23 protein-coding genes are annotated in these 26,232 nt (G+C 71.4%); 7 read left to right on the forward strand and 16 right to left on the reverse strand.

Annotation, left to right across the window (positions count from 1 at the left end; genetic code table 11):
- Positions 1 to 9: 9 nt before the first annotated feature.
- Entirely contained in the window at positions 10 to 375 is a 366-nt protein-coding gene (locus tag F0L68_RS26240) for an Rv2175c family DNA-binding protein (protein ID WP_188316837.1), read from the reverse strand.
- A 75-nt stretch (positions 376 to 450) separates the two neighbouring features.
- Between F0L68_RS26240 and pknB the strand changes: the two genes are divergently transcribed.
- The 3 genes from pknB to F0L68_RS26255 all read left to right on the forward strand — a co-directional run bounded on the left by pknB (position 451) and on the right by F0L68_RS26255 (position 3,378).
- On the forward strand, positions 451 to 2,553 hold the full coding sequence (gene pknB, locus F0L68_RS26245; RefSeq protein WP_149852479.1) for a Stk1 family PASTA domain-containing Ser/Thr kinase: 2,103 nt from the start codon (positions 451 to 453) through the stop codon (positions 2,551 to 2,553).
- 97 nt (positions 2,554 to 2,650) lie between these two features.
- Positions 2,651 to 2,974, forward strand: a complete 324-nt coding sequence (locus F0L68_RS26250; RefSeq protein ID WP_149852480.1) for a hypothetical protein — start codon at positions 2,651 to 2,653, stop codon at positions 2,972 to 2,974.
- Complete coding sequence (locus F0L68_RS26255) at positions 2,971 to 3,378, forward strand: type II toxin-antitoxin system VapC family toxin (RefSeq protein WP_149852481.1); 408 nt, start codon at positions 2,971 to 2,973, stop codon at positions 3,376 to 3,378. Before F0L68_RS26250 ends, F0L68_RS26255 begins: the two co-directional genes overlap by 4 nt.
- 63 nt (positions 3,379 to 3,441) lie before the next feature.
- Here the strand turns inward: F0L68_RS26255 and F0L68_RS26260 are convergent, their stop codons facing one another.
- Complete coding sequence (locus F0L68_RS26260; RefSeq protein ID WP_149852482.1) at positions 3,442 to 4,830, reverse strand: class II 3-deoxy-7-phosphoheptulonate synthase; 1,389 nt, start codon at positions 4,828 to 4,830, stop codon at positions 3,442 to 3,444.
- A 190-nt stretch (positions 4,831 to 5,020) separates the two neighbouring features.
- Between F0L68_RS26260 and F0L68_RS26265 the strand changes: the two genes are divergently transcribed.
- Entirely contained in the window at positions 5,021 to 6,064 is a 1,044-nt protein-coding gene (locus F0L68_RS26265) for a DUF2891 domain-containing protein (protein ID WP_149852483.1), read from the forward strand.
- A gap of 161 nt (positions 6,065 to 6,225) precedes the next feature.
- On the opposite strand, the gene F0L68_RS26270 is transcribed toward F0L68_RS26265, so the two are convergent.
- From F0L68_RS26270 to F0L68_RS26280, 3 genes are all read right to left on the reverse strand, one after another.
- Complete coding sequence (locus F0L68_RS26270) at positions 6,226 to 7,251, reverse strand: 6-phosphofructokinase (RefSeq protein WP_149852484.1); 1,026 nt, start codon at positions 7,249 to 7,251, stop codon at positions 6,226 to 6,228.
- 219 nt (positions 7,252 to 7,470) lie between these two features.
- Complete coding sequence (locus F0L68_RS26275; protein WP_149852485.1) at positions 7,471 to 7,983, reverse strand: polyadenylate-specific 3'-exoribonuclease AS; 513 nt, start codon at positions 7,981 to 7,983, stop codon at positions 7,471 to 7,473.
- Positions 7,984 to 8,042: 59 nt separating this feature from the next.
- Entirely contained in the window at positions 8,043 to 8,795 is a 753-nt protein-coding gene (locus tag F0L68_RS26280) for a lysophospholipid acyltransferase family protein (protein WP_149852486.1), read from the reverse strand.
- Positions 8,796 to 8,979: 184 nt separating this feature from the next.
- On the opposite strand from F0L68_RS26280, the gene F0L68_RS26285 reads away from it, so the two are divergent.
- The gene (locus F0L68_RS26285; protein WP_149852487.1) at positions 8,980 to 9,459 is read left to right on the forward strand and encodes a hypothetical protein; all 480 of its coding nucleotides are present in this window, start codon (positions 8,980 to 8,982) and stop codon (positions 9,457 to 9,459) included.
- Positions 9,460 to 9,491: 32 nt separating this feature from the next.
- Here the strand turns inward: F0L68_RS26285 and F0L68_RS26290 are convergent, their stop codons facing one another.
- The 7 genes from F0L68_RS26290 to F0L68_RS26320 form a co-directional block, all read right to left on the reverse strand.
- The gene (locus tag F0L68_RS26290; RefSeq protein ID WP_149852488.1) at positions 9,492 to 11,270 is read right to left on the reverse strand and encodes a multicopper oxidase family protein; all 1,779 of its coding nucleotides are present in this window, start codon (positions 11,268 to 11,270) and stop codon (positions 9,492 to 9,494) included.
- Between the two features lie 181 nt (positions 11,271 to 11,451).
- Positions 11,452 to 12,408 (reverse strand): ROK family protein, encoded by a 957-nt coding sequence (locus F0L68_RS26295; RefSeq protein WP_438672322.1) that lies wholly within the window; start codon positions 12,406 to 12,408, stop codon positions 11,452 to 11,454.
- Positions 12,409 to 12,416: 8 nt separating this feature from the next.
- Entirely contained in the window at positions 12,417 to 12,839 is a 423-nt protein-coding gene (locus tag F0L68_RS26300; RefSeq protein WP_149852490.1) for a hypothetical protein, read from the reverse strand.
- Positions 12,840 to 12,843: 4 nt separating this feature from the next.
- A complete protein-coding gene (locus F0L68_RS26305) occupies positions 12,844 to 14,076 on the reverse strand; it encodes an ArsA family ATPase (RefSeq protein WP_149852491.1) in 1,233 nt (410 codons plus the stop codon).
- 25 nt (positions 14,077 to 14,101) lie between these two features.
- Positions 14,102 to 14,542, reverse strand: a complete 441-nt coding sequence (locus F0L68_RS26310; RefSeq protein ID WP_149852492.1) for an SRPBCC family protein — start codon at positions 14,540 to 14,542, stop codon at positions 14,102 to 14,104.
- 36 nt (positions 14,543 to 14,578) lie between these two features.
- Positions 14,579 to 15,367, reverse strand: coding sequence for a metallophosphoesterase family protein (locus tag F0L68_RS26315; RefSeq protein ID WP_149852493.1), 789 nt, complete (start codon positions 15,365 to 15,367; stop codon positions 14,579 to 14,581).
- Positions 15,368 to 15,415: 48 nt separating this feature from the next.
- Positions 15,416 to 15,826 (reverse strand): polyketide cyclase / dehydrase and lipid transport, encoded by a 411-nt coding sequence (locus F0L68_RS26320; protein WP_149852494.1) that lies wholly within the window; start codon positions 15,824 to 15,826, stop codon positions 15,416 to 15,418.
- A gap of 103 nt (positions 15,827 to 15,929) precedes the next feature.
- On the opposite strand from F0L68_RS26320, the gene F0L68_RS26325 reads away from it, so the two are divergent.
- Together F0L68_RS26325 and F0L68_RS26330 are read left to right on the forward strand one after the other, a co-directional pair.
- A complete protein-coding gene (locus tag F0L68_RS26325; protein WP_149852495.1) occupies positions 15,930 to 17,741 on the forward strand; it encodes an AMP-dependent synthetase/ligase in 1,812 nt (603 codons plus the stop codon).
- 466 nt (positions 17,742 to 18,207) lie between these two features.
- Positions 18,208 to 21,492 carry an AfsR/SARP family transcriptional regulator gene (locus F0L68_RS26330; protein WP_149852496.1) on the forward strand — a complete coding sequence of 1,095 codons (3,285 nt, stop codon included), beginning with the start codon at positions 18,208 to 18,210 and terminating at the stop codon, positions 21,490 to 21,492.
- A 117-nt stretch (positions 21,493 to 21,609) separates the two neighbouring features.
- Here the strand turns inward: F0L68_RS26330 and F0L68_RS26335 are convergent, their stop codons facing one another.
- From F0L68_RS26335 to F0L68_RS43700, 4 genes are all read right to left on the reverse strand, one after another.
- Positions 21,610 to 22,746 (reverse strand): glycosyltransferase family 4 protein, encoded by a 1,137-nt coding sequence (locus F0L68_RS26335; RefSeq protein WP_149852497.1) that lies wholly within the window; start codon positions 22,744 to 22,746, stop codon positions 21,610 to 21,612.
- A gap of 101 nt (positions 22,747 to 22,847) precedes the next feature.
- A complete protein-coding gene (locus F0L68_RS26340) occupies positions 22,848 to 24,149 on the reverse strand; it encodes a basic secretory family protein (RefSeq protein WP_223199147.1) in 1,302 nt (433 codons plus the stop codon).
- Between the two features lie 136 nt (positions 24,150 to 24,285).
- Positions 24,286 to 25,260 (reverse strand): C40 family peptidase, encoded by a 975-nt coding sequence (locus F0L68_RS26345; RefSeq protein ID WP_223199144.1) that lies wholly within the window; start codon positions 25,258 to 25,260, stop codon positions 24,286 to 24,288.
- A gap of 400 nt (positions 25,261 to 25,660) precedes the next feature.
- Positions 25,661 to 25,903 carry a hypothetical protein gene (locus F0L68_RS43700; protein ID WP_149852499.1) on the reverse strand — a complete coding sequence of 81 codons (243 nt, stop codon included), beginning with the start codon at positions 25,901 to 25,903 and terminating at the stop codon, positions 25,661 to 25,663.
- Positions 25,904 to 26,232 lie beyond the last annotated feature (329 nt).

Genomic DNA, 26,232 nt, shown 5'->3' on the forward strand with positions numbered 1-26,232 from the left:
CCTAGCGGGCTAGAACGCCATGGCCTGCGCCCTTCGCTTCACCTCACGGCCGCGGTCGCCGCGCAACGCCTCGATCGGCGAGCCGGGCAGCGTGTCGTCCTCCGCGAAGAGCCAACGCAGGATCTCGTCGGTGGAGAAGCCGGAGTCGCGCAGCACGGTGATCGTGCCGGCCAACCCCTTCACGATGCCGCCATCGGCGATGAAGTCAGCGGGGATCACCAGGACACCGTCGCGGCGTTCCGCGAGCAGGTGACCGTCGCGAAGCATCTGGTGCACCCTGGTGACAGGGAGACCGAGGCGCTCGGCGACATCGGGGAGGGAAAGAACCTCCAGCTCAGGGGCCAGCACATGGGCAGCAGCAGGAATCGAACTCACGGCGGTCACGATGCCATAACCGCGCCGGACATGCCCTGCGCCAACCGGGTCAACTCGTCCGTACGATCGACGGTTGTGGACAGGCAGGGGACGAACGTGATCGGAGGGCTGCTCGAGCAGCGCTACCGGGTGGACGGCTTCCTGGCGCGCGGTGGCATGTCCACGGTGTACCGGGGCGTCGACACCAGGTTGGACCGTCCCGTCGCCATCAAGGTGATGGATCCCCAGTTCTCCGCCGACCGGTCGTTCGTGGCGCGGTTCGAGCAGGAGGCGCGCGCCGCCGCCCGGCTACATCACCCGAACGTGGTCGCCGTGTACGACCAGGGCGTCGACCGCGCGCCCGGCGGGGACAACGTGTTCCTCGTCATGGAGCTGGTCACCGGCGGCACCCTGCGCGACCTGCTCACCGAGCGCGGCAGGCTGCCGGTGCCGCTGGCGTTGAGCGTGCTCGAACCGGTGCTCTCCGCGCTGGCCGCCGCGCACCGCGCCGGGCTGATCCACCGCGACGTGAAGCCGGAGAACGTGCTGATCGGGCACAGCGGCGCCGTCAAGGTCGCCGACTTCGGCCTGGTCAGGGCCGTGGCGAGCGCCGGGACCACCAGCGACAGCGTGATCCTCGGCACGGTGGCCTACCTGTCCCCCGAGCAGGTCGCCACCGGCGCGTCGGACGCCCGCAGCGACGTGTATGCGGCGGGCCTGGTGCTCTTCGAGATGCTGACCGGCAAGCCGCCCTACACCGGGGACACGGCCATCTCGGTGGCGTACCGGCACGTCAACGACGACGTCCCCGCGCCGAGCACCGTGCTCCCGGACCTGCCGCCCGCCCTCGACCAGCTGGTGCTGCGCGCGACCAGGCGAGACCCCGCCGAGCGGCCCGCCGACGCCGAGGCGTTCCTCGCCGAGGTCGAGCGGGTGCGCGAGTCGCTGGCGGCGCGCAGGGTGACCGTGCCGACGCCGATGCCGGGACAGGACGAGCAGACCGTGCGAGTCGAACCGGTGCGCCTCGGCGTCGGCCGCACCCAGCCCGTGACGCACCAGGCCCCGCCGGAGTCCGCGGCCGAGCGGACCGTCGTCCAGCACACCGCGGCGATGCCGGTGCGGGCCGCGCAGGTCGGCCCGGCTGGCGCTGTCGGCGCTGTCGGCGGCCCTGGCGGCCCGGTCGGCCCGCAGGGCACCAGGGCGATCTCCCGGGAGGAGCTCGGCGCGGCGCTGGCGAAGCGACCCGAGCCCGCCCGCAAGCAGCAGCGTCCCGCCGCGCCGGCCGACCGGTACGCGGCCGAGCGGAACCGCAGCAGGCGCACGTTCATCGTGTGGATCTCGATCGTCCTGGTGCTGGCCGTGGCGATCGGCGTGGTGGCGTGGTGGATGGGCAGCGGCCGGTGGACGGCCGTGCCGCAGGTCGCCGGCCTCGACCAGGCGCACGCGATCAAGGCGTTACAGGACGCGGACCTCAGTCCGCAGGTGCTGAACCAGTCGGACAACACCGTGCCGGCGGGACAGGCGCTGCGCACCGACCCGACGACCGGCGCGCAGGCGTTGCGCGGCGGCCAGGTGAAGCTGCTGATCTCCAAGGGAAAGCCCATCGTGCCGCCGGTGACCGTCGGCAGCGCGCCGGAGGCGGCCGAGCAGCTGATCAGGGACGCGGGCCTGACGCCGAAACGCGACGACGCGGCGAACGTGTTCGACCAACAGGTGCCGGAGGGGAAGGTCATCACGGTCAGCCCCAACCCCGGCGCCGAGCTGCCCCTTGGCGGCGTGGTGACGGTGGTGCTGAGCAAGGGGCCGCCGCCCAAGCCGGTGCCGGACGTCAGCGGACACCTGAAGGACGAGGCGTTCCAGCTGTTGCAGGCCGCCGGCCTGGCGCCCTACGACGCGCCAGCGGAGTTCTCCGACAAGGTGGACGGCGGCAAGGTGATCCGCACGACCCCGGCGGCCGGGAGCACCATCGCGCCCAAGGGCGACAACCGGGTGGCCGTCGTGGTGTCCACCGCGGTCACCGTGCCGAACGTCGGTGGGCAGAAGGGCGAGGACGCCGCGAAGGCGCTGGAGGCCCTCGGGCTGAAGGTCAGCGTGCAGTCGTTCCTGCCGGGCGGGGGCGGATCGGTGCTCAACCAGTCCGTTCCGGCGGGCACGAGGGTGCAGCCGGGCAGCGCGATCACCATTATTCTGTTCATCTGAGGAGATTCGAACCGCACCCAACGATTCCCACGACACGATGGTGTCGGAGGGCTCGACCTGTTGACAGGAGCCGCTTTAGCGTGGCGTCATGGATGTCATGGACGCCGAGCAACACGTCGAAACACACCGCGTGACCATGCGGGAGTTGACCCACAATGCGCACGAGGTGTTCGAGCATGTTGCCGCAGGCGAACGCGTCGAGGTCACCGACGAGGGCGTGCTGGTCGGCACCATCATCCCGCCGGATCTGACCGAGGTCACCCTCCGCGGGCTGATCAGGGCGGGAATCATGTCGCCGGACTGGCGCGCGGAACAGGCTGACGCGCTCGCCTTTCTGCGCAAGCGCCGGACTCCGGCGGAGCCAGGACAGCGGCCGGCGTCGGAAGTCCTCATCGAGATGCGCGAGGAAGAAACCCATTGATCTATCTGGATTCGTGCGCATTCGTCAAACTGCTGCTCGACGAGAAGGAATCGCACGCGTTGGACGCGCATCTCACCGAGCAGAACAAGCGAGGACTGTTCGCGGTTTCCAGTGAGCTGGCCAAGGTGGAGGTGAGCCGGACACTGATCCGACACGGATCGGACGAGAAGAAGCACGAAGAAGCGGGGATTCTTCTGAGCAGGTGCGCGAGACTCCCCATCGCGCCCGTGCTAACCGCCGCGGCCGAACTGCCGGATCCGACGCTGCGCAGCTTGGACGCCATCCACCTGGCGACCGCGCAGTTCGCCGGTTCCGCGCTCGTCCAGTTCATCACCTACGACACGCGACTCGGCAAGGCCGCCCAGGACGCAGGCCTGCCGCTCGTCACACCCGGCCTGAACTGACCACACACGTCGGCCCCGGTAGCGAACGATCCGCTACCGGGGCCGACGTCGTCGTGCGACAGATCAGGAACGCAGCATTTCCGCCACCAGGAACGCCAGTTCCAGCGACTGCTGAGTGTTCAGCCGGGGGTCGCAGGCCGTCTCGTAGCGGCCGGACAGGTCGGCGTCAGAGATGTCCTGCGCGCCGCCGAGGCACTCGGTGACGTCCTCGCCGGTCAGCTCGATGTGGATGCCGCCGGGGTGAGTGCCGAGCCTGCGGTGCACCTCGAAGAAGCCCTGCACCTCGTCGACGATCCGGTCGAAGTGCCTGGTCTTGTACCCGGTGCTCGACTCGTGGGTGTTGCCGTGCATCGGGTCGCACTGCCAGATGACCTGGTGGCCCGACGCCGTCACCTTCTCCACGATGGCCGGCAGCACGTCGCGCACCTTGCCGTTGCCCATCCTGCTGATCAGGGTGAGCCTGCCCGGCATGTTGTGCGGGTCGAGCCGCTCCACGTACTCCACGGCCTGTTCCGGCGTGGTGCCCGGCCCGATCTTGAGGCCGATCGGGTTCGCCAGCAGCTCGGCGAGCGCGATGTGCGCGCCGTCGAGCTGCCTGGTCCGCTCGCCGATCCACAGGAAGTGCGAGGACAGGTCGTACAGCTTGGGCTGGTCGCCGGACACGTCCAGCCGCAGCAGCGCCCGCTCGTAGTCCAGCAGCAGCGCCTCGTGGCTGGCGAAGATCTCCACGGTGTGCAGCGACGAGTCCTGCACACCACAGGCCGACATGAACCGCAGGCCCCGGTCGATCTCGGCGGCCAGCGCCTCGTACCGCTCGCCAGCAGGCGAGGTGCGCACGAAGTCCTTGTTCCAGTCGTGTACCCGGTGCAGGTCGGCCATGCCGGCGCTGGTCAGCGCGCGCAGCAGGTTCATGGCCGCGCCGGCGTTCGCGTACGCCCTGATCATCCTGGACGGGTCGGCGACCCTGGCCTCCGGCGTGGCGACCAGCGAGTTGATGATGTCGCCCCGGTAGGACGGCAGGCCGAGCGCGTCGATGCCAGAGGAGCGCGGCTTCGCGTACTGGCCGGCGATGCGGCCGACCTTCACCACGGGCACGCTCGCGCCATAGGTCAGCACGACGGCCATTTGCAGCAGGGTCCGGATGTTGGCCCTGATGTGCGGCTCGGTGTTGTCCGCAAAGGTCTCCGCGCAGTCGCCGCCCTGGAGCATAAAGGCCTCGCCGCGAGCCACCTGGGCGAGCTGATCACGGAGCCGGTCGATCTCGCCGGGCACCGTGATCGGGGGAACGCTCTCCAGCACCGTGCGCACCCGGCGGACCTGCTCGGCGTCCGGCCACTCCGGCTGCTGCGCGGCGGGGCGGGCGAGCGCGTTGTCCAGGCGGGCGCGCAGTTCGGGCGGGAGCGGAGGAAGCTCGGGAAGCGTGTCCACGGGCACGTCCACTGTCCAGTTCACGCCCCAAGGGTATGCGGTCCACGGTGTGGGAGGGGGGCGGGGCGGCCAGCGCCACAAGGGGACGGCCGTCACTACTGAATCGACCTGATCGGGCAGTTCGTGCTCGACCATGCTCACCTGCCCGAATGCGGAATGAAGCTCGGGCGTTCTGGCTCTGTCTGACGGCGGCCTCGGCCGGCATCATGATCGGATGGTGTGGACCCGATTGGATGACGGCACGGCCGGACGGTTACTCGACACGGCCGTGGCGAACGTCCAGCGCGACTATCCGGTGCACTGGACGCACCTGATCGAATCCGATCGGGACCTGGTGCCGCAGCGGGTGCGACACCCCGTGTTCGCCGGCTCGTTCGACTGGCATTCCTGCGTGCACCAGACCTGGCTGGCCGTGCGACTGCTGCGGCTGCGCCCCGCGATCGCCGGGGCCTCGGCGGCCAGGGACGTGCTCGACGGGCTGATCACGCCGGCCAACTGCGCCGTGGAGGCGGAGTTCTTCGCCAGCCCGGCCGGGCGGCACTGGGAGCGGCCGTACGGCTGGTGCTGGCTGCTGATGTTGGACGCCGAGCTGCGCGGGTGGGCGGCCTCGGTCGCCGACGCCGACGCCGCGCGGTGGTCGGCCGCGCTGCGCCCGCTCGCCGACGCGGTGCGCCGCAGGTGGCTGGAGTGGCAGTCGGGCGCGCGGTGGCCGATGCGGGTCGGCACCCACGGCAACACCGCGTTCGCCACCGGCCTGGTGCTCGACGCGGCGCGCGCCGTCGGCGACGAGGAACTGGAGTCGGTGGGGGTGGCGGCCGCGCTGCGGTGGCACGGCTCGGACGCCGGGTACGGCGGGTTCGAACCGGACGCGGCGGACTTCCTGTCGCCCGCGCTGATCGAGGCCGACCTGATGCGCCGGGCGTTGACCGGGCCCGAGTTCGCGGCGTGGTTCGACGCGTTCCTGCCCGATGTCGCCGCGCCGAGGTGGCAGGTGCTGCGGGAGCCCGTCCCGGTGCCGGACCCGACCGATCCGTACGGCTCGCACCTGGCCGGCCTTGCGCTGTCCAGGGCGTGGTGCTGGCGCAAGATCGCCGCCGCGCTGCCCCAGGACCACCGGCATCGCGACCTGGCCGTGACGGCCTCGGCCGCGCACCGGGAGGCCGGCTGGGGGTACGTGTTCGGGCACGGGTACGCGGCGGAGCACTGGCTCGGCACGTTCGCGGCGTACCTCGACCTCGGGGCGCTCACCGCAGGTTGAGCCGAACCGGCAGGCTGAGCCGAACCGGCCAACGGGCGGTCGGAGGACAGGGCTCGGAGCGACCCGACGGCCGCCCCGAGCCCACCAACGGACCAGTCTGCGAAACGGCTCGGCCAACGGAACAGCTTGGCCGGAACGACTCGAGCCCAGGCCGAAACGGCTCAGCCGAAGAAGACCTCGGCCTCGGCGTAGCGCTCGATCGGCACCGTCTTCAGCTCGGCGGTCGCCTCGGCGAGCTTGACCCGCACGATGTCGGTGCCGCGCAACGCGACCATCACGCCGAAGTCGCCCTCGTGCACGGCGTCGACGGCATGCAGGCCGAAGCGGGTGGCCAGCACGCGGTCGTACGCCGTCGGCGTCCCGCCGCGCTGGGTGTGGCCGAGCACGACCGCCCGCGACTCCTTGCCGGTGCGGTGCGCGATCTCGTCGGCCAGCCAGGTGCCGATGCCGCCGAGCCGGACGTGCCCGAAGGCGTCCTTCTCCCCGGTCTTGAGCACCTCGGCACCGCCCTCGGGCATGGCGCCCTCGGCGACGACGATGATCGGCGCGTACTGCCGCTCGAACCGGCTGGTCACCCACTTGACGACCTTGTCGAGGCTGAACTCCCGCTCCGGCACCAGGATCACGTTCGCGCCGCCGGCAAGGCCGGAGTGCAGCGCGATCCAGCCAGCGTGCCGGCCCATCACCTCGACGACGAGCGCCCGGTGGTGGGACTCCGCAGTGGTGCGGAGCCGGTCGATCGCCTCGGTCGCGATGTGCACCGCGGTGTCGAAACCGAACGTGTAGTCGGTCGCGCCGAGGTCGTTGTCGATCGTCTTGGGCACGCCGACCACACCGATGCCGTCGTCGGTCAACCGCTTGGCCACGCCGAGGGTGTCCTCGCCGCCGATCGCGATCAGCGCGTCGACGCCCTGGTCCGCCAGTACGCCGCGGATCTTCTCCACGCCGCCGTCGATCTTGTACGGGTTGGTCCGCGAGGACCCGAGGATGGTACCGCCACGGGTGAGGATGTCCTCGACGTCGTTCAGCCCGATCGGCCTGGTCAGCCCCTCCATGGGCCCCTGCCAACCGTTGCGGAACCCGATGATCTCCCAGCCGTGGACCTCGACGCCCTTGCGGACCACCGCCCTGATCACCGCGTTCAGCCCCGGGCAGTCACCACCGCCAGTGAGCACACCGATGCGCATCTGTTCGCCTCGTCTTTCCGGTTGCCGCGCCGGCACCGCTGCCGCGCCGGCACCACGTGTCCGGCATCACGCGTCGCAGGGCAGAGCGTGTCACGGACTGGATCGGTGCAGCAACATCCCGTCCACGATGCGGTAACGATCGGGAAATCACCCCCGGTCGGCGGATCAGCCCGATGGATGGGCCGCAACCGGGTCAGCGCACGGGATCAGCGCACGGAGTCAGCGCACGGGGAAGCCGAGGCGTCGGCGCTCGGCCTCGATCACCTTCCAGCGAGCCAGGTTGTGCCGCGCGTCGGCGAGCGCGTCGTGCGCGTCGGTCGGCGCCTGCGGCAGCTTGGGCTTGCCGACGTCCTCCCAGCGCTGCCGGAGGTCGCGGGTGAACCTCGGCAGCTCGCGCGCCAACGCGGGCATCGCGCCCCACAGCTGGGCGAGCGCGACATGGTCGTAGGCGGCGAACCAGGCCCACAGCTCGATGTCGTCCCGGTTGGTTCCCTTGCCACCAACGAACTCCAGCAGGTCCTCGCGGATCCTGGCCCGGCTGCGCCAGGCGGGGTTCGCCGGCGGCGGCAGCTTGGGCAGCACGTTCTGGCGCACCCACGGGCCGGCGCGTTCCGGATCGAACCCGGTGGACACGGCGTAGAACTCGCGGCCCTCCTCGTCGACCACCGCGATCGACACAAGGTCGATGGTCACGCCATCCTCGATGAACTCACAGTCGTAGAAGAACCGCACCACGTCACCCTATGTGCCTGCCGAGATGCGGAACCGCCCGGACCCGCTGACGGACCCGCTCAGCCCGCCTTGGTCTCCGGCAGCCGGTCCGCCCGCGTGGCCTGCTGGCCCGGCACCTTGGGACGTTCCGCGGCGGCCAGATCCTCCTTGGCCTTGGTCGCGTAGATGTCCACGTACTCCTGGCCGGACAGCTCCATCAGGGCGTACATGATCTCGTCGGTGACCGAGCGCAGCACGAACCGGTCGCCGGACAGGCCCTCGTACCTGGAGAAGTCCAGCGGCTTGCCGACCTTGATCCGAATCGGGTACGGCCGCCACATCTTGGAGCCGATCGGGTTTGCCTTGTCGGTGCCGAACATGGCCACCGGGATAACCGGGACGCCGGCCTCCAGCGCCATCCACGCGACGCCGACCTTGCCCTTGTACAGCCGGCCGTCCGGGGACCTGGTGCCCTCCGGGTAGATCCCGAGCAGCTTGCCCTCGCGGAGCAACCGGACCCCGGTGTCCAGCGCGGCCTGCGCGGCCGACGCGCTCGACCGGTCGATGGGCACCTGCCCGACGCCGGACATGAACGTCTTCTTGATCCAGCCCTTGACGCCCTTGCCGGTGAAGTACTCGATCTTCGCCGGGAAGGTCACCTTGCGGGAGATCGTCAACGGCAGGAAGAACGAGTCGGAGACGGCCAGGTGGTTGCTGGCCAGGATCACGCCGCCCTCGGCCGGGATGTACTCGGCGCCCTCGACGATGCGTGGCCGGAAGAACAACTTGAGCACCGGCCCGATCAGGACCCACTTCATCAGGAAGTACACCACCGGGAACAGCGCCTCCTTCCGCTAGGTCAGCTGCCGCCAGACCCATCCAGCGTACGGAGCGTGGCCACCCAGGCACAACGCAGGCGGCGATGCTCGGCAACAATGCCACCGAGAGGCGCACTCGCTCCCCCATCCGGCATGCGACGATGGAAGCGGACAGACGCGCCCGCAGTGGGGAGGGGCATTGACCGGTCGCCAGGGCAATGGCCCGGAAGACGTCGACGCGGCGTTCGCGGAGATCGTCGCGGGGCTGGAGCGCGAGGGTGTCAGCGCGCGCTGGCCGGATCACGTCGACCTGTTCGAGAGTGATCCCCGCTCGGCCGAGCAGACCAAGGAACCCGCGACGCTGGAGACTCCGGTCGAGGCGCCGACGGAGGCCGCGTGGCGGCCGAGCCAGCCGCTGCCGGAGCACTCCGACGACGACCACTTCGTGCCGCCGGAGCCGCCGCCGCTGCCGCCGCTGCGGGCCGGCACGATCGGCGCGCTCGCGCTGTTCGTGATCGGGATCCTGTTGCTGGTCGCGCCGGGACTCATCGGCCTCCAGAGCCGCATCGGCACGCCGCTCGGCCTCGTCGCGATGAGCGCCGGTGTCGGCTGGCTGGTGCTGCGGATGCGCCAGGGACCGCCGTCGGACTCCGGCTGGGACGACGGCGCGCAGCTCTGATCCGCGCCGAGGAACGGCTGGGGCAGCAGGGGTCAGAGGGCCTGGAGGATCTGCCTCGGCACCACGGCGAACGGCCGGCTCATCGTGTCCTGGTACTCGAGGATCTGGCAGTGGTAGCCGAACTGGCCGGTGCCGCCGGTGAACTGCGCCGCCACTGACACCAGCTCGCCAGGCCCGACCCGCACGACGTCCTTCCAGCCCTGTTCGTGCGCGGACAGCGCGCAGTCGGCGGCCCAGGTCGCCGTGGCCCCGTCGACCAGACAGCGCGCCCTGCCAAGGATCTGGAAGCGGACGGGGTGGATGTGCACCGGGAAGGTGGGTTGGCGGCCCGGCCCCCCGAGGTTCACGAAGTCCCACACCTCCCAGCTGCCGTGCGCGACCCGGAACGCGACGGGGTCGCCGGGGCCGCGGCTCAGCCGCCGGTAGAGGACCGGGCGGCCGTCCGCGCGCCGCAGCGTCAGCACGCCGGCCTCGCCTGGGCCCGCAGGCTCCAGCTCCCACATCTCGGGGCGGCCCGTCGTGCCCGGCGGGACCAGCGCGACCAGTCGACGGCGGTGCCCGGCCGGCAGCGACTCCCGGTCGAGCCGCCGGTATCCCGGGGACAGGACGGCCGGGAGCTCGAACCGGCCCCAACCCTGGTGCCGGTTCACCCGGAACTCCATGACGGCGGGCTCGACCAGGCTTGCGGCGGGGTCGGGCTCGCCGAGCGGCGCGTCCTGGCTGGTGTCCAGCAGCCGCAGCGAGTCGCCCCGGAACGCGCCGAAGTCCACCAGCAGGTCCGCGCGCTCGCCCGGCGCGAGCACCAGGTCGTCGCCGACCGGCACCGGCGCGCCGAGCAGCCCGGCGTCGGTGCCGATCAGCCGCACCGCGGCCTCGGGCACCCTGCGCACGCCGGACTCGTCCCGGTGCGTCAGGGCGAGCCGGTAGGTGCGCGCGTTGGACGCGTTGAGCACGCGGAACCGGTACCACCTCGGCTCGACCACCATGTGCGGCCAGATTCCGCCGTTGACCAGGGTGAACGGCCCGGCGAACGGGCGCGTCCCCACGCTCGTGCCGTGGTCGGTCGGCCCGGCCGCCTCGACCTTGTGCAGCAGCCGGCCGGTCAGCCTGCCCTCAGCGTCGGTGTCGAGGTTGCGGTCGCAGATGATCAGCGGGACCTCGCGGCGGCCGGACGGCAGTTCGAGCGCGTCCTCCTCGTCGTCGCGGATCAGGTACAGGCCGAGCAGCCCGCTCGTCATGTTCCAGCGGGTGATCGCCATGGCGTGGTCGTGGTACCACTGCGCCGCCGCTGGCTGGTCGTTGGTGTACTCGGCGAGCTGGGAGTCGCCAGGCAGCACGGCGTTGCCGCGTGGGCAGGGCGTGTCCGCGCCGTGCAACCGCGTGACCGTCCACGGCGGCAGCATGGAGACGGCGTCGGACGCCCGGTACCTGGCGCGGTCGTAGCCGGGCAGGCTCGCCTCGGCCGGGTCGGCTGGCGGGGTGGTCGTGCCGACGACGGACAGGACCGGGTAGCCGCCGCGCAGGGCGTTCACCCAGCTCACTCTGAGCCGCTCGCCGCGCCGGACCTCGATGGTCGGGCCGGGGAAGCGCCCGCCGTAGCCCCAGACGGTGGTCTCGGGCAGTTCGGAGTGCAGCCGCACCCTCGCGGCGGACATCCGCACGACCAGTTCGCCGACGCCGCCGCGCGACCTGGGACGCAGGACGGGCGGGATCCGCAGCGGGTCCCGGAACAGCGTGAGGCCGAACCGGCTCTGGGTCGGGGTCTGCGAGGCGGGGTGCACGACAGGGACGGGGTCCGCGATCTCGGTCATGGTGCCGCCTCCGCGGTGGCAGTAAGTCGGCGGTTCAGCATTCTCCCTCGTCGGGAACCCGAAAACCGCCGCCGATCGATCGCTTCCGGGTACTGCGACGGGCACTACGAGGAGGATGAATTCCCACCCACGGAGACTGCCGTTACGCTATCGCGACCTGGAAGAGACCAATTCGTGATTACTAGTGGCCCCGGCCGTTGCGCACGGTCCGCGCGGCCAGGTCGCGCGCCATCGTCGCCACGCCGACGATGCCGGCGTCGTCGCCCAGCTGGGCGGTGCGGATCCGCGCCAGCGGCCGGTGCCCCGCCCCGGTCACGATGGCCGCGTAGTGCTCGCGGGCGTCGTCGAGGAACAGCGGGGCCGACTCGGACACGCCGCCGCCGATCACCACAACCTCGGGGTCGTAGACGTCCGCGACGAGCGCCAGCCCCTCGCCAAGCCACCTGGCCAGCTCGCCGAAGGCGCGCTGCGCGAGGGCGTCGCCGTCCCGCGCCGCCCCGGCCACCCGACGCCCGGTGACCGCGTTGACGTCCTCGGCGACCTGCGCAGCCAGCAGGCTGGACGTGCCAGGGTACTTCGCCAGCAGCTCGATCGCGGTCGTGCTCAGCGCGGTGCCGCTGCAATAGCGCTCCCAGCAGCCGTTCTTGCCGCACGGGCAGGGCCTGCCGTCCGGCACGACCCGCAGGTGGCCGAGCTCGGGGGCGACGCCGTGCGCACCACGGAACACCTGACCGTCCACGAGCAGCGCGCCGCCGATGCCGGTGCCGATCGCGACGAGCACGGCGACGTGCGCGCCCCGCGCCGCGCCGAACCGGTACTCGGCCAGCGCCGCCGCGTTCGCGTCGTGTTCGAGCACCACGGGCAGCCCGAGCCGGTGCGAGATGCGGTCCGCGACGGGCGCGTCCCGCCACGCCAGGTGCGGGGCGAACCGGACCCTGCGGCGGTCGGAGTTGACGAAGCCGGCCACGGCGAGGCCGACGGCGGTCGCGTCGTGCCGGTCGAGCAGCCGCGACACGGCCGCCGTGATGGTGTCCTCCAGCGCGGCCTCGCCCTTCGGCGTGCCGGCCCGCTCGGTGTCCAGCACCAGGCCCTCGCCGTCGACCACCCCAGCCCGGACGCTCGTGCCGCCGACGTCCACGCCGATGGTCAGCACCCGGTCTCCCGGTCGCCAGGGGTCTCGGCGCGGCGGCGGACCTCGATCCGCTGCACGCGCGGCGAGTCCTGCTGCGCAGCCGTGGCGGGTTCCTCGGCTGGCGCGCCATCGGCCTGCGGGGACCGCGGTTCCCGCGCGGGCTCGCGGAGGGCGGCGCGCAGCACGGTGAGCAGCCCGACGGCGTGTTCGGCGGCCTTCGCGGCCAGCTCGGGACGCTCGCCGCGCAGCAGCGCCATGCCGGCGCACAGCGGACACCAGCCGCAGGTCCGCGCGTCGTGCTGGCCCGATTCGCCCGATTCGCTCGGCTCGGCGGCGGTCGCGACGCGCTGGAGCCAGGGCTGAGCCCGGTCCGCGACGGCGGTCAACAGCAGCCGAAGCTCCTCGGTGAGCCCCTGGTCGGACGGCTTGTCGGTCATGGCGTCACCGAATCCACAGGCTGGGGTCGGGGCGGAACCGCACCACCAACCCGGTCTCGTCGAGGTCCGCCGCCGTCACCACGCAGCGACGCAGCACCGCGGGCAGCGCCACGAGCGTGCGGCGGCCGTCCACGGTCACGGCCAGCTCGTCGCCGACCCTGGCCAGCCCGAGGTCCGCGTCCTCGGCCAGCGGCACGGCGATCCGCAGCAGGTACTCGGCGTCGGCGCTGCGGCCGCCGCCGGACAGTTCCAGCAGCGGGCCCGCGCCGTCGTCCTGCCCGACCAGCGGGTCCCGGCCCCCGTAGAGCTGGCCGCCGACCTCAAGCAGCGCCGGCACGCCGACGGGTTCCGCCGCGCGGTGCTCGACGGCCTGCACGGCGCCGGCGACGCCGGTCAGCTCGGCCGCGGCGCGCAGCTCCGCGAGCACGGCCTGCTGCTCGGCCCGCCTGGTGCGCAGCCAGTCCGCCGCCGCTCCCCTGCCCTTGCCCGCGTCGGGCACCAGCCGGTTGGCGATCACGCCGTCCACCCGGATGCCCTGCAACGCCAGGGCGGTCAGCGTGCGCCGGGTCTCGGCCGCGACCACGCGCTCCGGCGTGCACACGAGCCGCACGCTGGTGGTGTCCCGGTCGGTCAGCAGGCCGCGCAGCGCGTCGAGCTGTTCGGCCAGCCTGCCGAGCGCGTCGGCGGTGTTGTCCCACCGGTCGACGGTGCCGCTGCCGGCCAGCCCGGCGAGCAGCCCGCGCACGACCCTGCGGTGCGTGGGGAAAAGCCGTTCGAGGTAGCCGGCGAACGCCTCGGGCAGGGCGAGCAGCCGCAGCGTCTCCGCCGTCGGGCCGCAGTCGACGACCACGGTCTCCCACGGGCCCGCCTCGGCCAGCCGGTGCACCTCGGCGAGCGCAAGCAGCTCCTCGACGCCGGGCAGCACGGTCAGTTCCTCGGCGTCCAGCTCGTCGACACCGGCGCCGGTCAGCAGCGTGCCGAGGTGGCCGCGCAGGTCACGCCAGGCGTCGTCGGCCAGCCCGCGCGCGTTCACCTGGGCGGCGAACAGCCCGTCCGCGTCCTCGACCTGGGCGGGCCGGTCGGTCAGCGCGACGCCGAGCGCGTCGCCGAGGGAGTGCGCGGGGTCGGTGGACACCACGAGTGCCTTGCGCCCGCCCGAGGCGAGCGTCGCGGCGGTTGCGGCGGCGAGAGTGGTCTTCCCGACGCCGCCCTTGCCCGTGAACAGGAGGACCCGCACGTGTTCTTCTTCCCGGTATGCGCGGTCAGGCCGCGTTCTCCACGCGGCGCTTGAGCTCCTTCAGCGCGGTGTCCATGATCACTTTCTCGGCCTTGCGCCGGAACAGGCCGATCATCGGGATGACCAGCTGCACGGCGAGCGTGTAGGTCACCGTCGTGCTCGCGCCGCTCGGCACGAGCCGGTAGCTGCCCTTCTGGGACTTCTGCATCTGGCCCTTGACCAGCGTCCAGTCCACCGACAGCCCGTCGGCCGCCCAGGTGTAGGCCAGCACGTACTCGTCCTTCACCGGACCAGCATCCAGGTTGAACCGGACCTGCGCCCCTCGACCGTCGGGGCCGGCCTCCAGCACCTCGGTCTTCTTCATGCCGTTCGCCCACTCCGGGTACGCCGCGAAGTCCGCGACGACGTCCATGATCCGCTCCGGCGGCGCGTCGATCACGATTGACTGGGTGGACTCATCGGCCATGCCGGGCAGGTTACCCGGTAGTTGACCGCGCGCCGTTCACCACCGCAGCACGTGGGGTTTGCCGGTGCGCTGGAAGTGCCCGACGTTGACGCACTCGGTCCAGCCGAGCCTGGCCCGCCTGCTCAGCGGCTGGTGGACGTGGCCGAACACCGACCACCTCGGCCGGTCCCGCTCGATGACCTTGAGCAGCGTCGTCGAGCCGAACTCGCTGCGCCGCGCGATCACGTCGTAGGTCAGCTCCGGCACGGCCGGCGGGATGTGCGTGCACAGCACGTCGACCTCGCCGAGCCCGACGACGGCCGCGCCGAACTCCTCCTCGGTGCGCAGGTAGGGATGCCACGGGCCGCCCCTGCGCAGCACCCCACCCGGCGGCAGCAGAGCGCCGCCGACGAAACCGAACCGCAGCCCGCCCAGCTCGGCGACCCCGCCGTCCAGGATGGTCACGCCCTCGCCAGCGAAGTCCGGCCACAGGTCGGGCGCGTCCACGTTGCCCGGGGTGGCGTAGGTGGGCACCGTCAGCGCCCCGAACAGGCGCTCGTACTGCTCGTGCAGCGCCTCCCGCACCACGGCGCCCGCGTCGGCGAGGCTGGCCCACATCGACCGGACGTAGGCGGCGGTGTCCGCGCTGACGCGCCCGCGCCGCAGCTCCGCGAACTTCGCGACCTTCTCCGGCCCGAACACCGCGCCGAGAATTCCCTTGGAGTGATCGTGGTAGTCGACGAAGTCGATCAGATCGCCCAACACCACGAGGGCATCCGCCCCGTCACCCGCCCGCGCCAGCGCCTCGGCATTGCCGTGCACGTCGGACACCACATGGACCCGCACACCTCGAACCTACGCGACGATCGGGTGATCGGTCCCCACCAGTCTCGATCACTCCCACGCGGGCGGCGGGCAGCCGGGGGCCCGGCCGTCCTCGAGCTCCCGCTTCAGCGCCAGCGCCACGCCCTTCGCGGCCCGCTGGCGGCGGCGCACCTCGCGCTGCGCGGCGCGGGGGGTCGGCGTCGCGGGCCTGCCGTCCTCGGCCGGCGGGTCCGCGCGCAGGAAGTAGTGCAGCACGGTGCCGTCGAGCATCGGCTCCAGCCAGATCTCCATCGTTCCGACCAACGCGCCCCGGACCGTCCAGCGCAACCCCGCGATCCCCCGATCGGCGTATACGTCGAGGGTGAGGTCCGGCCAGAACCGCCGCCACGACGACGGCGCAGAAAAGGCCGCGGCTACCACCTTCGGCGGTACCGCGATAAAGGTCTCGTCGACGACGTCCACGGTCGGCACGGCGTGCAGACTGCCACGACACGGTCACGTAACCGCATGGTGGCCTACCCAGTCGGCCGAACGACAAGCTAAGTTGCCTCACCGGTAACAAAAGACAGGCCCGGAGGTTGACGTGCGCGAGTTCAGCGTTCCCGCCACTGCGACGGTGGCTGAGGAGGAGAACCTCACCGACATGGTGTGGGCGAACGCGGAGCGCTTCGGCAACGCCGTCAGCTTCCGTCGCCGGATCGACGGCACCTGGGTGGACGTCACGGCGCGTGACTTCGCCGCGCAGGTCCTCGCCGTCACCAAGGGGCTCATCGCCGCCGGTCTGCACCGAGGCGACCGGGTCGCCCTGATGTCGAAGACCAGGTACGAATGGTCGCTGCTGGACTACGCCATCTGGGCGGCAGGCTGCGTCACGGTGCCGATCTACGAGACGTCCTCGACCGAGCAGGTCGAGTGGATCCTGTCCAACTCCTCGGCGCGGGCCGTCGTCGTCGAGACCACCGCGCACCGCGACACCGTGGACACCGTGGTCGACCGGCTGCCCGAGCTGCTGCACCTGTGGCAGATCGACGGGCCAGCGCCGGACGGCGCCGCCGGGGCCATCGACGAGCTGACCGCGCTCGGCGCCGAGGTCGCCGACGAGGACGTGCACACGCGTCGCCGCTCGGTGCGCGCCGAGGACCTCGCCACGCTCGTGTACACCTCGGGCACCACCGGCCGCCCCAAGGGCTGCGAGCTGACCCACCGCAACATCCTCAGCGAGGTGCGGTCGGACATGAACGCGTTCCCGCAGCTGATGCAGCCGGGCAAGTCGATGCTGGTGTTCCTGCCGATGGCACACATCCTGGCCAGGGCGATCGCCCTGTGCTGCGTGTACGGGCGCACCACGCTCGGCCACACCCCGGACGTGAAGAACCTGGTCGCCGACCTTGGCACCTTCCGGCCGACGTTCGTCGTCGCGGTGCCCAGGGTGTTCGAGAAGGTCTACAACGGCGCGAAGCAGAAGGCGCACGCCGAGGGCAAGGGCAAGATCTTCGACGCGGCCGAGGCCACCGCCATCGCGTTCAGCCACGCCACCGACCGGGGCGTCGTCGGGCTCGGCCTGCGGATCAAGCACGCCCTGTTCGACAAGCTCGTCTACGTCAAGCTGCGGGCCGCCCTCGGCGGCCGGTGCATCGCGGCGGTCTCCGGCGGCGCGCCGCTGGGCGACCGGCTCGCGCACTTCTTCCGCGGTGTCGGCGTGCCGGTGTTCGAGGGCTACGGCCTGACCGAGACCAGCGCGGCGGCCTGCGTGAACACCGCCGGCGCGTTCCGGGTCGGCACCGTTGGCAAGCCGATCGCCGGGACCACGGCCAGGATCGCCGAGGACGGCGAGGTGCTGATCAAGGGCGACATCGTGTTCCAGCGCTACTGGGACAACGAGGTCGCCACCAAGGAGGCCCTCGACGACGGCTGGTTCCACACCGGCGACATCGGCGAGCTCGACCAGGACGGCTTCCTCAAGATCACCGGACGCAAGAAGGAGATCATCGTCACAGCGGGCGGCAAGAACGTCTCCCCCGCCGTGCTCGAGGACCGGCTCCGGCTGAACCCGCTGATCAGCCAGTGCATGGTGGTCGGCGACCAGCAGCCGTTCATCGGCGTGCTGATCACCATCGACCCCGAGTTCTTCCCCGCGTGGAAGAAGCTGCACGGCAAAGCGGCCGAGGCCGACGTCGCCGACCTGATCGACGACGTCGACCTGGTCGCCGAGGTGCAGGGCGCCGTCGACGAGGCCAACAAAGCCGTGTCCAAGGCCGAGGCGATCAAGAAGTTCCGGATCCTGCCGATCGACTTCACCGAGGCGGGCGGCGAGATGACGCCGAGCCTCAAGCTGCGCCGCTCGGTCGTCGCGGAGACCTACGCCAAGGACATCGCCTCGATGTACACCCGCTGAGCCGCCCGACCCAGGACACGCGACAGCCCCCGCCGATCCCCGTGGCGGGGGCTGTCGCGTTGTTCGGGCCTGCGGACGGTCGGACGAGGTCGACGGCGAATCAAGAGCTTCTAACACGATGACTGTTCGGCTCCCCATCGTGTTAGAAGCTCTAAATGGCGGATGGCCCGCGCCCACGTTGCTGGCGCGGGCCATCCGACCCCCAGTGTTCGCCGGACCATGCCGTACGACGTTGTCCGTCATGGACCCGAGTTGGTGGTCCCGGCCCCCCTGACCGGGACATTTGAAAGATTGCCCGAACCCACTGTCGTATCGCTGACGCGGCGGTCACACTTGCTCACCGAGCGCGAATACGCTGGTCGAGCGGGCAGTGGTTGCCTGATCGGGCTCGGTTGGCCAAGGTCGGGACGAGCACGCACCTGCACGGTGAAACCGGTGGGACGACAGGAAGGTCGAGGGGACGTCGATGGCTTCGAGTCCGGAGTTCCGGTTGCTCGGGCCACTGGAGGTACGCCTCGACGGCCGGGTGGCTCCGGTGCGGGCCGGCAAACACCGGGTGCTCCTGGCCGCGCTGCTGCTGCGCGCCAACCGCGTCGTGCCCATCGACGAGCTGGTCGAGCGCCTGTGGGAGGACTCCCCGCCGGCCAGGACGAGGGGCACGCTCCAGACCTACGTGATGCGGCTGCGGCAGACGCTCGGCGACCCGTCGCTGATCAGAACCGTGCCGGACGGCTACCAGATCCGCGTCCCGACCAGCCACGTCGACGTCTACGCGTTCGCCGACCTGGCCGAGCGGGGCAGGCTGGCCAGGAACGCTGGCGACCCGGCCGCGGCGGCCGAGGCATTCACCAGGGCCCTCGACCTCTGGCGCGGACCGGCCCTTGCCGACGTGCCCTCCGACGTGCTGCACCGCGAGGAGGTGCCCAGGCTGGTCGAGCAGCGCCTGCACGTGCTCGAACAGCGCATCGACGTGGACTTCGGCGTCGGCCGGCACGCCGCGCTCGTCAGCGAGCTGCGCGCGCTCACCAGCGAGTACCCGCTGCGCGAGCGGTTCTGGAGCCAGCTGATGCTGGCCCTCTACCGGTCCAGCCGCCAGGCCGAGGCGCTGGACGCGTTCCGACAGGTCGACCGTCTCCTTGAGGAGCAGCTCGGCATCGACCCCAGCGAGGAACTCCGCGAGCTGCACCACGCGATCCTCGTCGGCGACCCCACCCTCGCCGCGCCCCAGCCGCACACCGTGACGGTCCCCGGCGACCAGGACACCGAGGTGCCCGCGCAGCTGCCCGCCGACATCGGCGACTTCGTCGGCAGGGCCCACCTCGTCGACCGCATCATCGACCTGATCGCGCCGAGCGAGCCAAGCACCGCGGTGCCGATCGTCACCCTGTCCGGACCGCCGGGCATCGGCAAGACCGCCCTCGCCGTGCACGTCGCCCACCTGCTGCGCAAGGTCTTCCCCGACGGCCAGCTCTACGTGAACCTGCGCGGTTACGCGAGTGGCCCGCCGCTGACCACGGTCGACGTGCTGGCCAGGTTCCTGCGCGCGCTCGGCGTGCCGCCCGAGCAGATCCCCCTCGACGCCGACGAGCAGAGCACGATGTTCCGCTCGCTGCTGTCGGGCCGCAGGCTCCTGGTGGTCCTGGACAACGCCGCCGCCCCCGACCAGGTGCGCCCGCTGCTGCCCGGCGACCCGAGCTGCCCGGTCCTGGTGACCAGCCGCGAGGACCTGCGCGGCCTCACGGCGATGAACGGCGCCAGGCGGGTGCCCCTCGACGTCCTCGACCCCGCCGAGTCCGTTGAGCTGCTGGCCAGCATCCTCGGCCCCGACACCGTCCGCGCCGAGCGCGCCGCGACGGGCGAGCTGGCCACCCTCTGCGCTCATCTCCCCCTAGCGCTGCGCGTGGCGGCGGCCAACCTGGCCGGCCGCGACGACCGGACCGTCACCGAGTACGCCACCGAGCTGCGCGTCGGCGACCGCCTCTCCGCGCTGTCGGTCGACGGCGACCAGGAGGCCGCCGTCCTGGCCGCGTTCGACCTGTCCTACGCGGCGCTCAAGCCGGAGCTGCAACGCCTGTTCCGGCTGCTCAGCCTCGTGCCGGGCCCCGAGTTCGGCGTGCACGCCGCGGCGAACCTGCTGGACTGCCAGGTCGCCAGGGCACACGAGCTGCTGACCGAACTCGTGTCCGCGAGCCTGCTCCAGGAGCACACGCCAGGCCGCTACCAGTTCCACGACCTGCTCCGGCTGTTCGCGATCGAGCGGGCGGCTGAGCAGGAGTCCGAGCCCCAGCACGCCGCCGCGCGGACCAGGCTGCTCGACTTCTACCTCCAGGCGGTGGACCGCTGCGCCGAGGTCCTCTACCCGGACATGCTGCGGCTGCCATCGACCCGACGGCCCTCGGTCCGCATGCCCGAGATCGACAGCCACGCCGACGCCCTGCGCTGGCTGGACCTCGAACGGCCGAACCTGACCGCCACGATCCAGCACACCGGCGACTTCGGCCCCGCCGCGACGGCGTGGCGGCTGGCCGACGCGATGCGCGGCTACCTGTGGCTCGGCAAGCACGTCACGGACTGGCTCACCACGGCGCGCGTCGGCCTGCACGCCGCGCACACCGAACACCACCGCCCCGCCGAGGCCGCGATGTACCAGAACCTCGGCATGCTGCACTGGACCCTCGGCGACTACCCCGCCGCGTCCGAGCACTACAACCGGTGCCTCGGGCTCTACCGCGACCTCGGCAACGACGACGCGGTGGCGGGCATCCTGAACAACCTCGGCCTGGTCCACGTGGAACTGGGCGACCTGGCCTCGGCCAAGCAGAACTACCTGCGCTGCCTGACGATGAAGCGCGCCGCCAACACCAAGGACGACGGCGGCGAGGCCAACGTGCTGATCAACCTCGGCCTGCTCTCCATCGAGACCGGCGACCTCGCCGAGGCCACCGGCCACCTCACCGAGTCGCTGCGGATCAGCAGGGCCCACGGCTACCGGGCCAACGAGGCGACCTGCCACAACAGCCTCGGCATCGCGGCCCGTCTCCTCGGCGACCCGGCAGGGGCCATGGCGCACCACACGCAGGCGCTGCGCATCAGCGAGGAGCTCGGCTACCACGAGAGCACCGCCCAGGTCCTGGAGAGCATGGCCGCGGTGCACCTCGAACTCGGCCGCTACGACCGAGCCGTCGAACAGGCCGAGCTGGCCGTGGCCGCACTGGCCGAGAACGGCGACCAGCAGATCACCACCAACGTCCTGGTGGTCCTCGGCGAGGGCAACCTGCGGCTCGGCGACCTGGCCAAGGCGGACCAGCAGTACCAGCAGGCGGTGACCAAGGCGCGAAAGGTCGGCTTCCGGCTGGCCGAGGCGCGGGCGCTGCTCGGCCTGGCGATGACCCGCCGTCCGCTCGGCAAGGCGGCCGAGTCGGTCACCCTGTGCCGGCAGGTGCTGGCCATCACCGAGGACGCCGGCCTGCGCGTCACCGAGGGCCTCGCCCGCACCGAACTGGCCTGGGCGAGCCTCGCCCTCGGCGAGCCGCAGCAGGCCGTCGCGCAGGCGGAACTGGCCCTGGCCGTCCAGCGCGCCACGGGACACGTCCTCGGGGAGGCCAGAACCCTGCACGTGCTTGGCGCGGCGCTGGCCCGAACCGAACGCCTCGACCAGGCCAGGCAGTGCCTGACGGAGGCGCTGCCGCTCCTGGATCGCCTGACCGCTCCGGATGCCCCCGCTGTCCGTGCCCTTCTGGGCACGATCTGACTGGCCGCGATCTGACCGGGCACGATCTGAGGGAACGGGCCCGCACAACGAAGGCCGGGCGAGCTGGAGTGGGGATTCGAGGCGGAATACGGTGTGCCGCCGCCAGAACTCGAAGAGTCAGCCGTTAATCAACGAAACTAGGCGGGCCGCCATGTCGTCCCACCGCCAGTTGTCCGAAACCCACTCCCGGCCGGCCTGGCCCATCTTTGCGGCCTGCCCGGGATCGGAGAGCAATCGCCCGACGGCAGTGGCGATCTCGGCGACGTCCTCACCGTCGACGACATTCCCGGTGACGCCGTCCCGCACGGTTTCCGGCGCCCCGCCGGAACTCCCGGCGACGACGGGCAATCCGGCCGCCGACGCCTCCAGATACACGATCCCGAGGCCCTCGACGTCCAGTCCCCTGCCCCGGGTCCGGCACGGCATGGCGAAAACGTCGCCCGCCGAATAGTGCGCGGGCAACTCCGACCACGGCACCGCGCCGGTGAACACGACGTGCTCGCTCACCCCGCACGCCGAGGCGAGCCGCTCCAGCCGCGGCCGAACGGGCCCGTCGCCGACGAGCAACAGCACCGCGTCGGGCACCTGCCGGCGAATCGTCGGCAGCGCCCGCACCAGCATGTCCTGTCCCTTGCGGGAGACCAGCCTGGATACGCACACCACCACGGGACGGTCGCCGAGTCCGTGCCGCACGCGAATCTCCGCGCGCCCAACGGGATCCGGCCGAAAGACCTCAGTGTCCACACCGGACGGCAGGTGCTCGAGCGCGGCCATCGGACCGAACGCCGAGGCGAACCGCGAACGCGTGTAGCGACTGACGAACGTGACGACGTCCGAAGTGGATCCTATGCGCCGCAACGCCTGTCGCGCGCCCGGCAGCATCGACCAGCCGACCTCGTGCCCGTGCGTGCACGACACGATCCGCTGCGCGCCGGCCTCCCGCAGCTTGGGCGCGAGCAGCGCCAGCGGCGCCGCCGCGCCGAACCACACCGCCTCGCACTTCTCGGACCGCACGATCTCCGACGCCCTGCGCAGCACGTCCGACGTGGGCAGCATCAACGAGCTGGAATGGCGCACGACCTGGAACGGCTGGGCCGCGTCGAACTCCGGATGCGAGCCGGAACTGGCCGCCCAGGACGGTGCGTAAACAACAAGATCGTCGGCGGGCAGTCTGGTGGCCAGCGTGTGCAGATACGACTGGATCCCCCCGGGTCGAGGCGGGAAGTCATTGGTCACCAGAAGGGTCCGACGCACCGCCCGAACCCTACCGGCGCTTCCTGAAGGGAAGCTGGAGATCTGAATCCAGGACTGGACAAACCCGTTGGCAACCCTTTCGAGGTCCGCGGCGTAGCGGGTCAGCCCAGCGTCTGCCCGAGATACTCCCGCCACCCGGCCAGCAACCCGGCCCGATCGGTGCCGACCGACTCCCGCAACACCGTGTCGACATCCGCGTCGGCCGCCCGCCCCAACCCGGCCAGCCGGCGATACAACTCGACCAGCCCGTGCTCGCCGACGCGCCCGGCCAGGTAGACGTTCACGGTCCAGGCCTGCTCGTAGGCGAGGTCGATCTTGCTTGCCCCCGAGTGGAAGTCGCCGTCCCCCGGCAGCGCCGTCGGCAGCACGCCGGACCGCACGGCCGCGGCCAGATCGGGCGCCGCCCTCGGCACGGCCAGCCCGCTGTCGCGGTAGCCGACGTAGTCCGCGAAGCCCTCCAACAGCCACATCGGCGCGCCGTCCACGGTCGAGCCGCGCGCCGCGACATGCGTCGTCTCGTGCCGCAGCACCACCCGAAGCGCCGCCGCCGACAGGGCTCCCGTGCTCTTCGGGTTCAACACCACCCGCTGGCCGAACGCCGTGTGCGTCGCCGGGTCGACCCGGTCGGACAACGCGACCCCCGCGATGCCGTCCACCGCGAACTCGGACCCGATCAGCGCCTGCGTCTCCGCGACATCCGTCGGCAGCAGCACGGCCAGGTGCCTGGACCACTCCCCGCCCCACACCTCGCTCACGGCCGCGACGGCCGCGTCCAGCTCGCCGGCCACCCGGTGCGCCATCGCGTCGTTGCCGGGATGCGAGATCACCATGCCCGACGCGGTCCGCAGCACCTGACACGGCCCGAAGTCCCACGGTCCGCGCCACGTGCGCCTGCCGTGCGACTCCAGCGCGGTGTCCGAGGCGAGATACCAGTCGTGGCCGCGCCTGGCGAACAGGTAGCCCATCTGGCGGGTGGTCGGCGCGGTGTCGACACCCGCGAGCGCGTAGTCCAGCTCGACACCGGGCGCCCAGAGCTCGCTCGCCGTCCGCACGCCCGTAGGCGACGAGCCCGGATCCAGCACGCCGGCCGGGTCCAGCCGGTAGGACCACGAGTCGAGCGGCACGTCGGCGAGGTTGTCGAACACGCCGGCCTGCGCGGCGCGGAAGGCGTCGTCGGCCTGCGGATCGACCGTCGCGAGGAACGCGTCCCGGTCCCGGTGCGCCACGGCGTCCGAGCGGCGACGCAGCAGCTCCGTGACGGCGCGCTGCCGCGCGTCGTTCGAGCTGGCGGCCGCCGCGCCGTCGGACATGCCGGACCGGGCCGGCGACTGGGAGACCAGCGCCAACCCGACGATGAGGGCCACGGCCACCGCCGCGACCAACCAGGCCCGGTACCGGGCCATCCCGCTCACACCGGCGATCGTACGAGGCGCAAACGGCTCAGGGCCGGCACCCGGCGCGGGTGCCGGCCCTGAGCCGGGAGAAATCTCGCAATCCGCGGCTGGAAGGAGCCGCGGGCAGCGTGCTAACTCACGATGCTCAACCCACGACCCGCCGGATCACGTTGATCGGCCCGATGCTGTCGATGGTCGCGATCTTGACCGGGACACCCTCGGTGGACGCGTGGATCGCACGCTGGTTGTCGATCGCCAGCGCCACGTGGCTCTGACCGGAGTAGTAGATGAGCAGGTCGCCGGCCTGGACCTCGCTGCGGGACACCGACCGGCCGATTGTCGCCTGTGCGTAGCTGGTCCTCGGGATCGGGATACCGGCCGCAGCGTACGAGTGCTGGGTCAGGCTGGAGCAGTCCCAGGAGGCCGGCCCGTTGGAGCCGTACACGTACGGCTTGCCGAGCTGGGCCTGGGCGAACGCGATCACCGCGCCGATGTCACCGGTCGGGATGGTGACGCTGCCCTTGTCGCCGACGGAGTTCAGCGTGTTCTTCTCGCTGGCGCTGAGCGAGTTGAACGCCTGCTTGGCCTGCGCGGCCTGCGCGTCGACGTCCTTCTTCTGGTTGTTGATGTCCGACGTCAGCTTGGCTGCGGCGGCCTGAGCGTCCTGGGCGCGCTGCGAGGCGTCCTGCGTCTGCTTCTGCGCGTCGGCCTTCTTCGACACCGCGCCGGAGAGCCGGTCGAGGGCCTCCTTGTTGTCGGAGGCGAGCACGCCGAGCGCGGACATGCGGTTCAGGAAGTCCGTCTGCGAGCTGCTGACCAACAGTGCGGAGAGCTGGTTGAACCGCGCGCCCTCGAAGGACGCCTCGGTCAGCTGGTCGACCTGGCCGCGGAACTGCTCCTCGTCGCCCTTGGCCTGCTGCTCGGCCTGGAGCGCCTGGTTGTTGTCGTTGTTGGCCTTGTCCAGCTCGCCGTTCTTCGCGTCGAGGTCGCCCTGGGCCTTGAGCAGGTCCTGGGCGAGCTTCTCGCTCTGCTGGGACAGGTCGTTGTACTTCTTGAGCGCTTCAGAAGCGTTGGCGGGTGGAGCGGGGTCGGCGCTCGCGGGGGCTGGCGTGAGGCTCACTGCCGCAACCGCTACCGCCGTCGCCGTGAGGGCCCCGCGCATGCTGCGCTTGAGTCGTTGCGACGCCACGTCGCGCGTGTCTCCCTTCGTCCTGACACCGCCTACCGGATTGGCTGGCAGATGCGGGCGGAGACTCGCCCTACCAGGCAGTATGCGCGTTCGCAGACCGGCCTGTACCTACGCAACCAACGGGGGGTTGTCCGGTTCGGCTCCCCGACGGGCCGATTCGGCGGCGACCTCGCGTTGCCACCCAGGTTGGATGACTGGCCACCGCGAGATCTCGGCTAGGTTACGAAACGTGAGCCTCGGCGTCCACCACCGGGTCGTGAAAAAAGGCACGAGGGTGGCCTGCCACACATTCGGAGTAGGGCCGACTCCACGTTGTGACCAGCGACGTTGGTCATCCGACCTGTCGCTCGCCCCGCTCGGCGCTGTCTGGCGACCGTTCGGCGCATGGTCGACGATCTGCCTGCGGGGCGACCAGCCGCAGTCTCGGTACCAATCCGGCGTCCGCCAATGCGGTGATCGCCCGTTGCTCCGAACCGTCCAACTCCACGCTGGGTGGCGCGCCCAACAGCACGCTGATGACACAGTCCCGGCACGCGTCGCCCCGGACCACGCAAGTGTCGCAGTCGATGATCATGGCGTCTCCTTTCCATATCACGTCACGTAGCACGTCATGACGGACGGTAGGAGGGACCCCCGACAGTTTTTGGTTGTGCGGCCGTTTGGAGGGTAGGGGCGCTCTGGCTGGCGACTCGCAGCGCTCCGGTCGTTTGATAGGTGAGGACGACGCTCTGGCAGGCGACTCGCTTCGCTCGCTGCCCGGTTTCTGAGCTACCTGTGTTTTTTGGGCCTCGCTTCGCTCGGCCGGCGAGTTCGCCTCAAGTCGGCCCCTTCGGCTTCTCGGGCGACTCCGCTTCGCTCCGTCACCCTCCTGCGCCTCCAGGGACCGACGGCGAACTCGCACAC

This window comes from Solihabitans fulvus, from assembly GCF_008386585.1.
GTDB lineage: Bacteria > Actinomycetota > Actinomycetes > Mycobacteriales > Pseudonocardiaceae > Solihabitans > Solihabitans fulvus.